This is a genomic window from Mycobacterium sp. JS623, from assembly GCF_000328565.1.
Classification (GTDB): domain Bacteria; phylum Actinomycetota; class Actinomycetes; order Mycobacteriales; family Mycobacteriaceae; genus Mycobacterium.
In genome coordinates this window covers 2,239,603-2,252,646 of record NC_019966.1, presented here as the reverse complement: position 1 = coordinate 2,252,646, position 13,044 = coordinate 2,239,603, and the positions used below count along the sequence as shown (strand labels likewise).

The following is a 13,044-nucleotide window of genomic DNA, read 5'->3' as shown; positions in this document are numbered from 1 at the left end:
GTCGGCCGGCCGTCCGCGCTGCGACGTTCAGTGCGCCTGAGCCCGCGGTCGCGGTTGGCATTTCGGGCAGTAGAACGACGACCGGTTCATGAACTTCTCCCGCCGCATCACCGCGCCGCAGCGCCGGCACGGCTCGCCCTCGCGTCCGTAGGCGTCCAGCGACCGGTCGAAGTAGCCGGATTCACCGTTGACGTTTACATACAAGGAGTCGAACGAAGTGCCGCCCTGCCCCAACGCATCGGACATTACTTCGGCGGCGGCGTCGAGCAGCTCGGCCAGCTTCGCGCGCGATAACGATGACGCCAGTCGCGCTCCATTGATGCGCGCGCGCCACAGCGCCTCGTCGGCGTAGATGTTGCCGATGCCCGACACCACCGTCTGGTCGAGCAATTGGCGTTTGATTTCAGAATGCTTGCGCCGCAACACCGTAACGACACCATCGCGATTGAACGCAGGGTCCAGCGGGTCGCGGGCCAGATGCGCGACGGGCATCGGAACGTCGGTGCCGTCGACCGTCACCAAGTCGGCGAGCATCCAGCCACCGAACGTGCGCTGGTCGACAAAGCTCAGTGCGGTGCCATCGTCGAGCAGCGTCGCGATACGCAAGTGGTTTTCGTTTGGCAGCTCGCCCAACAACATCTGCCCACTCATGCCCAGATGCACGACCAACGCGGACTCGTCGTCCAGCGTCAGCCACATGTACTTGCCGCGTCGTCCGGTGCCGGTGATCTTCGCGTCGAGCAGCCGCGCGGTCAGGTCGGCGGGGCCGGCTTCGTGGCGTCGCACCGCCCGCGGATGGTGCACCCGCACCGCCGTGATGGTTCGACCCGTCACATGGGCCGCCAATCCCCGCCGGACGACCTCGACTTCAGGTAGTTCAGGCATCTACGCAGAGGAAGAGAGCGCGGTCCACGCCGCGGCGGCCGCCTTCAACTCGGCCTCCTTCTTAGTCCGCCCGATGCCTTTGCCGTACTCGACCTCGGTGACGATGACCGTCGCAGTGAATTCTTTGTCGTGATCGGGGCCGGTGGATGTCACCACATATGACGGCACACCCATGCCGCGGGACGCGGTCAGCTCCTGCAGGCTGCTCTTCCAGTCCAGCCCGGCCCCCAGCGTCGGCGCGGTGTCCAGCAGCGTGCTGAACAGGCGCATGATCACATCCCGGGCAACGGCGATGCCATGCTCCAAATAGATTGCGCCCAACAAGGATTCGACGCCATCGGCCAAGATGCTGGACTTGTCGGCACCGCCGGAGTGTTCCTCACCCTTGCCAAGCAGAAGGTACGCGCCGAGGCCGTCGTCGGTCAGATGTCTGCCGACATCGGCCAGCGCCTGGGTGTTGACGATGCTGGCGCGCAGCTTGGCCAAGTCACCCTCGGAGCGGTCGGGGTGCCGATGGTAGAGCTCCTCTGTGATGGTCAGCCCGAGCACCGCGTCGCCGAGGAACTCGAGGCGCTCGTTGGTGGGCAGCCCGCCGTTCTCGTACGAGTAGCTGCGGTGCGTCAGCGCGATGGTCAGCAGTTCTGCGGGCAGGTCGACGCCCAATGCCTTGAGCAGGAGCGCGCGGTCCGTCACGGCTCGTCCTGGTCCAGTAGGCCCGCGAGCTTGGCCCACCGCGGATCGATCTGGTCATGGTGGTGGCCAGGCTCCGCGGTGGCCAACGGCACGCCGCACTGCGGACACAGCCCCGGGCAGTCGGGCCCGCACAGCGGCGCGAACGGCAGCGCCATCCCGATCGCGTCGATGATCGGCTGCTCGAGGTCGACGGTGTCTGGCTCACCCGAGGCGCCGACACGGCCGATCTCGTCGGACTCGGTGGTCTCGTCGGTCGCGCTGTCGGGGTAGGCGAACAACTCGGTCAGATAGATCTCGACGTCGCCGGTGATCGGGGTCAGGCAGCGGGCACACTCGCCCGCCGTCGGCGCGGACACCGTCCCGGTGACCAGCACACCCTCCGATACGGATTCGATCCGAAGATCCAGCGTCAGCGGCGCGCCCTCGTCGATGCCGATCAGGTCCAGCCCGATGCGCGACGGGTTGGGCACCGTCTCGGAAAAGGTCATCATCGACCCGGGCCGCCGGCCAAGCCGGGAAATGTGGATAACGAGCGGCGATCGTGAGGCGCGGCGCGCCGCCGCGTTCGCATGCGTCGCCATGAATGTCGATTCTACGGCGACGGCGCCGACCTACCGCGACGCGTAGTCGTGGGTGCCCGCCGCGGTGCGTAGCTGGTGACGTCCACGGCCGACAGAGCGGATGGTTCCGTTCAGGAACTCCTCGAACTCTGCGAGCTTGCTGTCGACGTAGATGTCGCACTCCCCGCGCAGCCGGTCGGCTTCGGCGTGGGCCGAGTCGATCAGTCGCGTGGCCTCGGCCGTTGCGGTCTGCACGATCTCGGTCTGCGACACCAGCCGCTGCTGTTCCTTGATGCCTTCCTGCACAGCCTTCTCGTAGGCCAGGTTTCCGTTCTCGATGAGCCGGTCGGCCTCGTTCTTGGCGCGCCCCGTGCTGGCCTCGTACTCGCGCTTGGCGGTTGCGGTGACGCGGGCGGCTTCCTCGCGGGCCTCGCCGACCATCCGTTCGCTGTGCTGACGGGCCTCGGCGACCATGCGATCGGCCTGTGCCTTGGCGTCGGCCAGCAGTCGGTCGGCTTCGGCGCGCGAGTGATTGATCAGCGAGTCGGCCTCGGCGCTGGCCGTGGCGACCATCTGGTCGGAGTGCTCCTTGGCTTCGCGCAACATGCCGTCGCGCGCATCCAAGACGTCCTGGGCATCGTCGAGCTCGCCGGGGATGGCGTCCTTGATGTCGTCGATCAACTCGAGGACATCGCCGCGCGGGACCACGCAGCCAGCCGTCATCGGCACACCGCGCGCTTCTTCGACAATCGCGCCCAACTCGTCGAGCGCTTCAAAAACTCGGTACACGGCACACCCTCCAGGCGTAGTTGACAGTTACCAGTGTGCCTGGTGTTACCCGTGTGACTCGGCTTCCGGGCCGGTGTGTCGTCCTTTGGCCCTTTTGCTGTGTCCCGTGCTCCCCCAGGCCGCAACTCCCGCTTGAATTGCTTCGCCGACATTATGTCAACACAGCGAAACGGCGGCTTGCCGTCGGCTCCTAGCAAAGCAAAATCGCCCGCACCTGCGAGGTGACGGGCGATTTTGCCTCAGCTCAGCACACTACGATGTGGCCTGCTTGAGAAGGTCGCGGGCCCGGTCGAGCATCGACGCGAACGGGCCAGCAGCAAAGTTCATCTTCGCCGACTCAACGCCTGGGTGCGGACGCGTCGGTGCGATTGCCTCTGCGGCCTGGACGGCCTTGGCCATCCGCTCACGGTCGTCGGCGGTCAGGTTCCGCTCCAGCTTGGTGAACTCCTCGTTCTCCTCGTGCTCGGCGTGGTCGATGACGGCATCGCGGAACTTCGTCAGCTCGTCGATGAACTCCTTCGACTCGACGTCCATGCTTTCCAGCGCTGAAAGCATCTCCTTGGCTTTGTGCTCCTCCTCCAGGCGCGCGTCGACGATCTCGTCACCGTTGGCAGCCTCGTGGCGGACCCGCGGGTGAACCACCATCTCCTCGGCCGTCTCGTGGACCGCCAACAGCTTGCGCAAGTCGATGAACGCCTTCTCGCGCGCCTTGGGATCGGATGCGCTGAAAACCTCTTCGAACATGTCCTTGATCAGGTTGTGCTGATCCTTGAGGAACTTCACAACGTCGTCGCTCGATTGAACGAATGTCTCTACCACGCCAATACACCTCCGCTAGTCGTGGAACAGGTCGGGGCGCTAAGGGGCTGTGCGCCACCCAACACCTACCCGCGGAGGACGAAAATTAACCTTGACGTCTAACCGTTCAGCTTTGCCTGCAGGCGCTCGTTGACGGGTGCGGGCAGCAGTTCCGAAACGTCGCCGCCGAGCATCGCGACTTCTTTGGCCAGTGACGATGACACAAATGAATACCGCGGCGTGGTCGCGACGAAAAACGTGTCGACGCCAGCGATGTGCTTGTTCATCTGCGCCATCTGCAGCTCGTATTCGAAGTCGGTGCCGGTGCGCAGACCCTTGACGATCGCAGTCAACCCGCGGGCCTTCACGAAGTCGACGACCAGCCCTTGGCCGGATTCCACCCGTAGGTTTGGCAGATGCGTCGTCGACTCTTCGATCATCGCGATGCGTTCCTCGGGGCTGAACATCCCCTTCTTGTTGGGGTTGATCAGCACCGCGACAACGACCTCGTCGAACTGGGCGGCCGCGCGCTCGAGAACGTCGACATGGCCGAGGGTCACCGGGTCGAACGATCCAGGGCATACGGCGCCGCTCATGGTCGATGACGCTAGCAGGGCGGTTACCGTGAGTGGGCCCCGCTCGTGAGCATTCCCTGCTTCGACCATCTTGCGGGCCGGCGCGGAGTCGAACTACGCGACCGCTTGCTCGAGGTGGACGCGCTGCTGATGATCGATGACCGCGATCACCGACTTACCCGGCGTGGGCACAATTTGGTGGACCGGCTGGGAATCGATGCGGCGCAATGGAATTCGAAGCGGCGGGTGTTCGCCGGGTCTGCGTGGACTGGACGCAGCGCCGGCCCCATCGCGCAGGTGTGCTTCCCGCGCTTCTCACCCATCGCTTTCTCGAGCTGGGCTGGGTCTTCCGGGGGTCTGGCCGCAGCCTGCGAGTGGCCCGCGACTACGACGAACGCCTCCATACTTGGCTCTCTGGCTCAGGCTGATCGCCGCTCGGCCAGCTCCAGTCGAGTGTCGCCATACCGCCGCGACGGCAAGGTTTCCCAACCGTCGGCCCAGGTGATTTCCGGCCCCGATGTCCCGCGTTCCACGGCCACGACGGTCCCCACGCGCACCCAGCCGCCGTCGACCAATGCGGTCAGCGTCGCCTCGATCTCCGCGGGGGGGACCTCATACGGCGGGTCGGCGAGCACCAGATCCACCGGCCGGTTCGTGCCGCCGGCCAGCACGGCTGCCACGGGTCCACGCCGCACGTCTGCCGCTACCCCCAACGACGCGATGTTCTTGGCGATGACGGCGGCCGCTCGTTGATCGTTTTCGACGAACATCGCCGACGTCGCCCCCCGCGATAGCGCTTCCAAACCAAGTGCGCCCGAACCCGCATAGAGGTCGAGCACCGAGGCGCCCTCGAAATCCACGCGCGACGCCAGCACGTTGAACAGCGACTCACGCACCCGATCGGTAGTCGGCCGAGTTCCCGCGCGCGGCACAGCAATTCGCCGCCCACCGAACGTGCCGGCGATGATGCGGGTCAGCTGACCACCACCAGCAGGTCGCCACCCTCGACCTGCGCGGTGGCCGATACAGCCACGCGGCTGACCTTGCCTGCCTTAGGCGCGGTGATCGCGGCTTCCATCTTCATCGCCTCGATGGTGGCGATGGTCTGTCCGGCCTCGACCTGATCGTCGGCGACGACGTTGACCGTCACCACACCGGCGAACGGCGCGGCGATGTGGTCGGGGTTGGCGCGGTCGGCCTTCTCGGCGGTCGGAATGTCGCTGGCGACGCTGCGATCCCGCACCACCACCGGGCGCAGCTGTCCGTTGAGGATGCACATCACCGTACGCATTCCTCGCTCGTCGGGTTCGGAGACGGCTTCGAGCCCGATCAACAGCTCGACACCACGCTCGAGCTTGACCCGATGCTCCTCGCCATGCCGCAACCCGTAGAAGAACTGGTTGGCGCTCAAGCTGGAGGTATCGCCGAAGGCCTCGCGATGTGCCTCGAATTCCTTTGTCGGACCCGGGAATAGCAGCCGGTTGAGCGCGGCCTGGCGTTTGGGCCCGGCTTCGCCGAGCACTGCCTCATCTTCGGGAGACAGTTCTTGGGTAGCCTTGGCCGGCGGGCGCCCCGCAAGCGCCTTGGTGCGCAACGGTTCCGGCCAGCCGCCCGGCGGGTCGCCTAGCTCACCGCGCAGGAACCCGATCACCGAGTCGGGGATGTCGAATTTGGCTGGGTCCGCGGCGAATTCGTCGGCAGACACCCCCGCACCGACCAACGCCAGCGCCAGATCTCCGACCACCTTCGACGAAGGTGTCACCTTCACCAGCCTGCCCAAAACGCGGTCTGCGGCAGCGTAATTCGCCTCGATCTCCTCGAACCGGTCACCGAGGCCCAGCGCGATCGCCTGCTGACGCAGATTCGACAACTGTCCGCCGGGGATCTCGTGGTGATACACCCGCCCGGTCGGCCCGGGAATGCCAGATTCGAACGGCGCGTACACCTTTCGCAGCGCCTCCCAGTACGGCTCCAGATCGCACACCGCCGACAACGACAACCCGGTGTCGTATTCGGTATGCGCCGCGGCCGCGACGATCGAGGACAGCGCGGGCTGGCTGGTGGTGCCCGCCAGCGGCGCCGACGCGCCGTCGACGGCATTGGCCCCGGCATGCCACGCCGCCAGGTACGTGGCCAACTGGCCGCCCGGGGTGTCGTGGGTGTGCACGTGCACCGGCAGGTCGAACCGCGACCGCAGCGCGGAAACCAGCTGGGTGGCGGCCTGCGGGCGCAGCAGCCCGGCCATGTCCTTGATCGCCAGCACATGCGCGCCTGCGTCGACGATCTGCTCCGCCAGCTTGAGGTAATAGTCGAGCGTGTACAGGTTTTCGTTCGGGTCGGACAGATCGCCGGTGTAGCTCATCGCGACTTCGGCCACCGCCGTACCGGTTTCACGCACCGCGTCGATCGCGGGCCGCATCGAGTCGACGTTGTTCAAAGCGTCGAAGATGCGGTAGATGTCGATGCCCGTCGCCGTCGCCTCCTGCACGAACGCATAGGTGACCGACTCCGGATACGGCGTGTAGCCGACGGTGTTACGGCCCCGCAGCAGCATCTGCAGACAGATGTTGGGCACCGCCTCGCGAAGCGCGGCCAGCCGCTCCCACGGATCTTCCTTCAAAAACCGAAGCGCCACATCGTAGGTCGCGCCACCCCAGCACTCGATGGACAGCAGCTGCGGCGTCATCCGCGCGATGTACGGCGCGACCATCAACAGGCCAGTGGTGCGCAGCCGCGTCGCCAGCAGCGACTGATGCGCGTCGCGGAACGTGGTGTCGGTGACGCCGACGGACTTGGATTCCCGCAGCCATCGAGCGAAGCCCTCCGGGCCGACCTCGGTCAGCAGATGCTTACTGCCGCGCGGCGGGGCTGCGTCGAGGTCGACCTGGGGAAGCTTGTCCTGCGGATACACCGTTGACGGCCGGGCACCGTGCGGGTGGTTGACCGTGACGTCGGCGAGGTAGTTGAGGATCTTGGTGCCGCGGTCAGCCGGCGTGCGCGCGGTCAGCAGATACGGACGCTCGTCGATGAACGACGTCGTGACGCGACCGGCGCGAAAGTCCGGGTCGTTCACCACGGCCATCAGGAACGGGATGTTCGTCGACACACCGCGAATGCGGAACTCCGCCAACGCGCGGCGGGCCCGCGCGATCGCCGCGGAGAAGTCGCGCCCGCGGCACGTCAGCTTCACCAGCATCGAGTCGAAATGCGCGCTGATGTCGGCGCCCAGATGCGAACCGCCGTCCAGCCGGATGCCGGCGCCGCCGGGCGACCGGTATCCGGTGATGCGGCCGGTGTCGGGGCGGAAACCGTTGGCCGGGTCCTCGGTGGTGATCCGGCACTGCAAAGCAGCCCCGCGCACCGTCATTGTGTTCTGGCTCAGCCCAAGGTCTTCCAGCGTCTCCCCGTCTGCGATGCGCAGCTGGCTGGCGACCAGGTCGACGTCGGTGATCTCCTCGGTCACGGTGTGCTCGACCTGGATGCGCGGGTTCATCTCGATGAACACGTAGTGGCCGCGTTCGTCGAGCAGAAACTCGACGGTGCCGGCGTAGCTGTAGTTGATCTGGCGGGCGAAGGCGACTGCGTCGGCACAGATCTTGGCGCGCAGCTCGCCTGGCAGGTTCGGAGCCGGTGCGAGTTCGATGACCTTCTGGTGCCGGCGTTGCACGCTGCAGTCACGCTCGAACAGGTGCATCACGTTGCCGTGGGTGTCGGCGAGGATCTGCACCTCGATGTGGCGGGGGTTGATCACCGCCTGCTCGAGGTACAGCGTCGGGTCGCCGAACGCCGACTCGGCCTCGCGCGACGCGGCCTCGATGGCTTCGGGCAGCGCGGCCTCGTCGGCCACCCGCCGCATGCCACGCCCACCACCGCCGGACACCGCCTTGACGAACAGCGGGAACTCCATGGTCGCCGCGGCAGCCACCAGCTCATCGGCCGATGCCGACGGCGCCGACGAATTCAGCACGGGCAGGCCGGCGGCGCGCGCCGCGGCGATCGCGCGCGACTTGTTGCCCGCCAGCTCGAGGATTTCCGCGCCAGGCCCGACAAACGTGATGCCTGCATCCGCACACGCGGCGGCCAGATCCGGATTCTCGGACAGGAAGCCGTAGCCCGGATAGATGGCGTCGGCGCCGGACTGCTGAGCGACACGCACGATTTCGTCGACCGAGAGATACGCGCGGACCGGGTGGCCCGTCTCCCCTATCTGATACGACTCGTCGGCCTTGAGACGATGCAGCGAATTGCGATCCTCGTGCGCATAGACCGCGACCGTCGCGATGCCCATCTCGTAGGCCGCCCGGAACGCGCGGATCGCGATCTCCCCGCGATTGGCGACCAAAACCTTCGAAATCACCCGCTGACCCTATCCCCCGATGACGCTGACTAAATCAGCGTCGACCAGTAGTCCCAAAACCGCACGAGAATCATCAAGACCAGCGCGGTGAACCACAACGCCACCAGCGACCACCGCCAGGTGTAGAGCACCCGCGCGACCGCGTTCGACTCCAAGGGCTGCAGCGCGATCGAGGCGACCACGACAAGCAGCGGGATGGTGACCGCCCATACGCCCATGCAGTACGGGCACAGCGCGCCGATGCGGTACAGGCTCTGGAAAATCAGCCAGTGAATGAACACCACGCCCAGCAGCGTGCCTGCGGCCAAACCGGCCCAATACCACCGCGGCAAGCTCACTTTGGCCAGTGCGAGCACACCCGTCACCACCACCACGCTGAAGGCGACGATGCCGATCAACGGGTTGGGAAAGCCGAACGCCGATGCCTGCGGGGTGATCATCACCGAACCGCACGACAGCACCGGGTTGATGCTGCACGACGGCACATACTCGGGGTTGATCAGAATCTCGATCTTCTCGACCGTCAGCGTCAGCGCTGCGGCGAGCCCGACGACGCCTGCGACCAGAATCCACACCGCGCCGGCTCGCCCGACCGACACCCCGTTCGGCGCTTCGGCCACGGGTTCGCTCGGCTGGACGTCGCTGGGCGCGGTCACAGTCATCGCGTTGTTGTCGGCGGCGCGATCGACGGTGCGCTCGATGCCGGGACCGGCACGGGTGCAGGTGCGGCTACTGGCGTCGTCGGCGGCGCCGGTGCGGGCGATGCCGGGGCCTGGGCGGGCGGTGCGCCCGGTGGCGTCGGTGCCGGTGCCGCCGGCGCGGCGGTCAGGCCGGGAACATCACCGACGGTTTCCTTGATCTTGGCGACCAACGCGTCGGGCGTGGTGAATTGGTAATCCTGGCCGTTGATGCGGATGGTCGGGGTCGCCTGAATGCCGGCGGCCGCGGCCAATCCCTGCGACATCTCGGTGTAGCGACCCTTGTTGATGCAATCCGGGACCTTGCCTCCCGCACCCGCCTGGCGGGCGACTTCGATCAATCGCGCGTTGTCCGGGTACACGCCTGCCCCCTCTTGGGGCTGCTGCGCATAGAGCGCAGCGTGGAAACGACGGAACGCATCGATGGATTCGTCGGCCACGCAATAGGCGGCATTCGCGGCGCGCGACGAGTATCCGTTGCCCTGCCGATCCAGGATGGCGACCATGTAGTAGTCAGCGGCGACGGCACCGCTGTCGATCAGCTTGCTCACGGTCGGCCCGAACTGCTGCTCGAACACGCCGCAGTGCGGACATAGGAAGTCCTCGTACATCGACAGCACGACCTTGGGGTCGTTGCTGCCTTCCTTCTTGATGACGTTGCTCGAGGCGACGCGGATGGCCTTGGCATCGCCCGACACGGGCTTCTTGTCGCCCGACATCACGATGTAGAGCACCAGCGCGACGGCGAAGATCACCACAACCGCGGTCAGCCCGATCTGGATCGCGAGGTTGCGCTTGCGGTCTGCTGCCTTCAGGTCGTAGCTGGCTTGCTTCTTGGGTTTGGTCGCCACGGCGTCAAGAGTACCGGCGCCTCAGATCAGGCTTTTCATGCGCGGGCGAGATGGGCGCGCAGCGCGGAGATCATTTCCGTCGTCGCCGACGCGCTGCCGCCACCGAGCGGAAAGAAGTTGGCCCAGCCGTGTACTAGCGAGCCGAAATGCCGGTGGTCGACGGCAACACCGGCGGCGCGCATCGCGTCGACGTACTGCTGGTCCTCGTCGCGCAGGGGGTCGAACCCGCCCGAAAGCACAAGCGCGGGCGGCAGTCCGGTGAGGTCGTCGGCCAGCAGCGGCGACACCCGCGGGTCAGATGCGTCGAGCTGCGCGCCGTCGAGGAACTGATGACGAAACCAATTCAAGTCATGTTTGGTCAGGAAGTAGCCCTCGGCGAACAGCGTCTGAGAGCGCGTCTCGTCGCGGTAATTGGTCACGGGATAGATCAGGAGTTGCAGCGCCGGCAGTCCGGGCCCGTCGTTGCGTGCGCGCTGTGCAACCAGCGTCGCGAGGTTTCCGCCTGCGCTGTCGCCGCCGACAGCCACCCGATCGACGTCGGCTCCGAGGTCACCGGCGTGTTCGCGCGCCCACACGAACGCTGCGAACGCGTCTTCGGCCCCGGCCGGTGCCTTGTGCTCGGGTGCGAGCCGATAGTCGACGGACAGCACGTGCATGCCGCCGTCGCGGCAGATCTTCCTACAGAGATCGTCATGGGTGTCGAGGCTGCCGATCACCTGACCGCCGCCGTGGTAGAAGACCAGCAGTGCAGCCCGTTTGGTTCCCGGGCTGTAGTGCCGCGCGGGGATGGGGCCTGCGGGACCGGGGATCGAGACATTGGTCACCTTCGCCACCGGGATGTGCTGCTTGAAGCTGGCCGCCAAGATCTCGAGTCGGGCCCGCGACGCGACGACGTCATCCTCGGCCGCCAGCCCGTTGATGCCGGTTGCCTTCTGCCCGGCGAGCATCAACTGCAGCGTGGTGTCCAAGGTGTTGCCGTCGATCGTGACCGACCGACTGCCGAGCAACAGCCTTTTGACCGCGTCGGGAATCCGCGCCAGGTTGCGCAGTGTCACGCCCGCTGCGGCGTTGATGATCACGTCCTTGCGGGTCGGACTCCAAGGCGCCTGTGCTGGCAGACTTTGAGTCATGGCTTCTCCCTTGATCACTCTCAACGACGGAAACTCGATGCCTCAGGTTGGGCTCGGTGTTTGGCAGACGCCGGCCGAAGACACCGAGCGCGCGGTGACGACCGCACTGGAGGCCGGGTATCGGCACATCGACACCGCCGCAGGGTACTTCAATGAGCGCGAAGTGGGTAAGGCCGTCGCGGCGTCCGGTCTACCCCGCGAGGATGTCTTCGTCACCACCAAGCTGTGGAACGCCGACCAGGGCTACGACAGCACGCTCGCGGCATTCGACGCCAGCATGGAGCGCCTCGGTATGGAGTACCTGGACCTCTACCTCATCCATTGGCCGATGCCCGCGAAGAACCTGTTCGTCGAAACCTTCAAGGCGTTTGCGCATCTGCGCGACCAGCACCGGATCCGGTCGATCGGGGTCAGCAACTTCGAACCAGAACACCTGCGAATCCTGATGGACGCCACCGGAATCGTCCCTGCCGTCAACCAGATCGAGTTGCATCCGCTGCTGCAGCAGCAGGAGTTGCGGGAGGTTCATGCTCAGCTGGGTGTCGCGACCGAAGCGTGGAGCCCGCTGGGTCAAGGGTCGCTGCTGAGCAATCCAACAGTCACGGCCGTCGCCGAGGCCCACGGCAAAACGCCAGCACAGGCACTGATTAGGTGGCATATCCAACTCGGCAATATAGTCATCCCGAAGTCGGTGACCCCCGAGCGAATTGTGAGTAACTTCGACGTGTTCGATTTCGAGCTGAGCGAGCAGGAGATGGCGTCCATCTCGTCGCTGGGCGACGGAACACGACTGGGGCCCGATCCACGGACATTCAACTTCACAGGGTAGGTGCAATGACGTCGGCGGCCGCGATTCCCACTATCACTCTCAACGACGAGAACACGATCCCGGTGATCGGCCTCGGCGTCGCCGAGCTGTCGGACTCCGAGACCGAGCAGGCCGTGTCGGCGGCGCTGGAAGCCGGCTACCGGTTGATAGACACCGCGGCCGCCTACGGCAACGAGGCCGCGGTCGGTCGCGCGATCGCCGCGTCGGGGGTGCCCCGCGATGAGCTGTTCGTCACGACCAAGCTGGCCACCGAGGATCAAGGTTTCGGTTCCTCGCAGGAGGCGCTGACGGCCAGCCTCGAGCGGCTCGGCCTCGATTACGTCGACCTGTACCTGATCCACTGGCCCGCCGGCGACGCAGGCAAGTACGTCGACAGCTGGGGCGGGCTGATGAAGCGCAGGGAGGACGGCTTCACCAAATCCATCGGGGTGTCCAACTTTCACGCCGAGCACCTGTCGAACGTCATCGACTTGTCGTACTTCACCCCGGCCGTCAATCAGATCGAGCTACACCCGCTGTTGAATCAGGCCGAGCTGCGGGCGGTCAACGCCGAGTACGGCATCGTCACCGAGGCCTACGGCCCGCTTGGTGTTGGCAAGCTGTTGGAAAATCCGACGGTCGTGTCGGTCGCGCAGGCGCACGGCAAGACGCCGGCGCAGGTGCTGATCCGCTGGAGCATTCAGCTCGGCAACGTGGTGATCCCACGCTCGGCGAACCCGGAGCGGATCAAGTCGAACCTCGACGTGTTCGACTTCGAGCTGACTAACGACGAGATGGCCACACTCAACGGCCTCGACGACGGCACGCGCTTCCGCCCGAATCCGGAAACCTACACGGGCACCTAGCCCGTTGAGGCGGCTTAACGGGTTGATTACTCAC

The 13,044-nt window shown here is 65.9% G+C and carries 13 protein-coding genes; 2 read left to right on the top strand and 11 right to left on the bottom strand.

The window, feature by feature from the left end; genetic code table 11:
* Window positions 1-27: 27 nt before the first annotated feature.
* The 11 genes from mutM to MYCSM_RS10905 form a co-directional block, all read right to left on the bottom strand.
* Window positions 28-885 (bottom strand): bifunctional DNA-formamidopyrimidine glycosylase/DNA-(apurinic or apyrimidinic site) lyase, encoded by an 858-nt coding sequence (mutM, locus tag MYCSM_RS10955; RefSeq protein ID WP_015306217.1) that lies wholly within the window; start codon window positions 883-885, stop codon window positions 28-30.
* Window positions 886-1,578, bottom strand: a complete 693-nt coding sequence (gene rnc / locus MYCSM_RS10950) for a ribonuclease III (protein ID WP_015306216.1) — start codon at window positions 1,576-1,578, stop codon at window positions 886-888.
* The gene (locus MYCSM_RS10945; RefSeq protein ID WP_015306215.1) at window positions 1,575-2,159 is read right to left on the bottom strand and encodes a YceD family protein; all 585 of its coding nucleotides are present in this window, start codon (window positions 2,157-2,159) and stop codon (window positions 1,575-1,577) included. The genes rnc and MYCSM_RS10945 overlap by 4 nt, the downstream gene beginning before the upstream one ends.
* 30 nt (window positions 2,160-2,189) lie before the next feature.
* Window positions 2,190-2,927 (bottom strand): cell division protein SepIVA, encoded by a 738-nt coding sequence (gene sepIVA / locus MYCSM_RS10940; RefSeq protein ID WP_015306214.1) that lies wholly within the window; start codon window positions 2,925-2,927, stop codon window positions 2,190-2,192.
* Between the two features lie 252 nt (window positions 2,928-3,179).
* Window positions 3,180-3,746, bottom strand: a complete 567-nt coding sequence (locus MYCSM_RS10935; protein ID WP_015306213.1) for a hemerythrin domain-containing protein — start codon at window positions 3,744-3,746, stop codon at window positions 3,180-3,182.
* Window positions 3,747-3,844: 98 nt separating this feature from the next.
* Complete coding sequence (gene coaD, locus MYCSM_RS10930; RefSeq protein ID WP_041311803.1) at window positions 3,845-4,321, bottom strand: pantetheine-phosphate adenylyltransferase; 477 nt, start codon at window positions 4,319-4,321, stop codon at window positions 3,845-3,847.
* A gap of 398 nt (window positions 4,322-4,719) precedes the next feature.
* Entirely contained in the window at window positions 4,720-5,277 is a 558-nt protein-coding gene (gene rsmD, locus MYCSM_RS10925) for a 16S rRNA (guanine(966)-N(2))-methyltransferase RsmD (protein ID WP_083906270.1), read from the bottom strand.
* Window positions 5,274-8,657: a pyruvate carboxylase gene (locus tag MYCSM_RS10920; protein ID WP_015306210.1), complete on the bottom strand. Its 3,384-nt coding sequence runs from the start codon at window positions 8,655-8,657 to the stop codon at window positions 5,274-5,276. The genes rsmD and MYCSM_RS10920 overlap by 4 nt, the downstream gene beginning before the upstream one ends.
* 29 nt (window positions 8,658-8,686) lie before the next feature.
* Window positions 8,687-9,319: a vitamin K epoxide reductase family protein gene (locus tag MYCSM_RS10915; RefSeq protein WP_015306209.1), complete on the bottom strand. Its 633-nt coding sequence runs from the start codon at window positions 9,317-9,319 to the stop codon at window positions 8,687-8,689.
* Entirely contained in the window at window positions 9,316-10,206 is an 891-nt protein-coding gene (locus tag MYCSM_RS10910; RefSeq protein ID WP_015306208.1) for a DsbA family protein, read from the bottom strand. Before MYCSM_RS10910 ends, MYCSM_RS10915 begins: the two co-directional genes overlap by 4 nt.
* Before the next feature lie 35 nt (window positions 10,207-10,241).
* On the bottom strand, window positions 10,242-11,336 hold the full coding sequence (locus MYCSM_RS10905; protein WP_015306207.1) for an alpha/beta hydrolase: 1,095 nt from the start codon (window positions 11,334-11,336) through the stop codon (window positions 10,242-10,244).
* Here MYCSM_RS10905 and MYCSM_RS10900 point away from each other — a divergent pair.
* Window positions 11,335-12,165, top strand: coding sequence for an aldo/keto reductase (locus MYCSM_RS10900; RefSeq protein WP_015306206.1), 831 nt, complete (start codon window positions 11,335-11,337; stop codon window positions 12,163-12,165). The two genes, MYCSM_RS10905 and MYCSM_RS10900, sit on opposite strands and share 2 nt — an antisense overlap.
* Before the next feature lie 5 nt (window positions 12,166-12,170).
* A complete protein-coding gene (locus MYCSM_RS10895) occupies window positions 12,171-13,010 on the top strand; it encodes an aldo/keto reductase (protein WP_015306205.1) in 840 nt (279 codons plus the stop codon).
* Window positions 13,011-13,044: the final 34 nt, after the last annotated feature.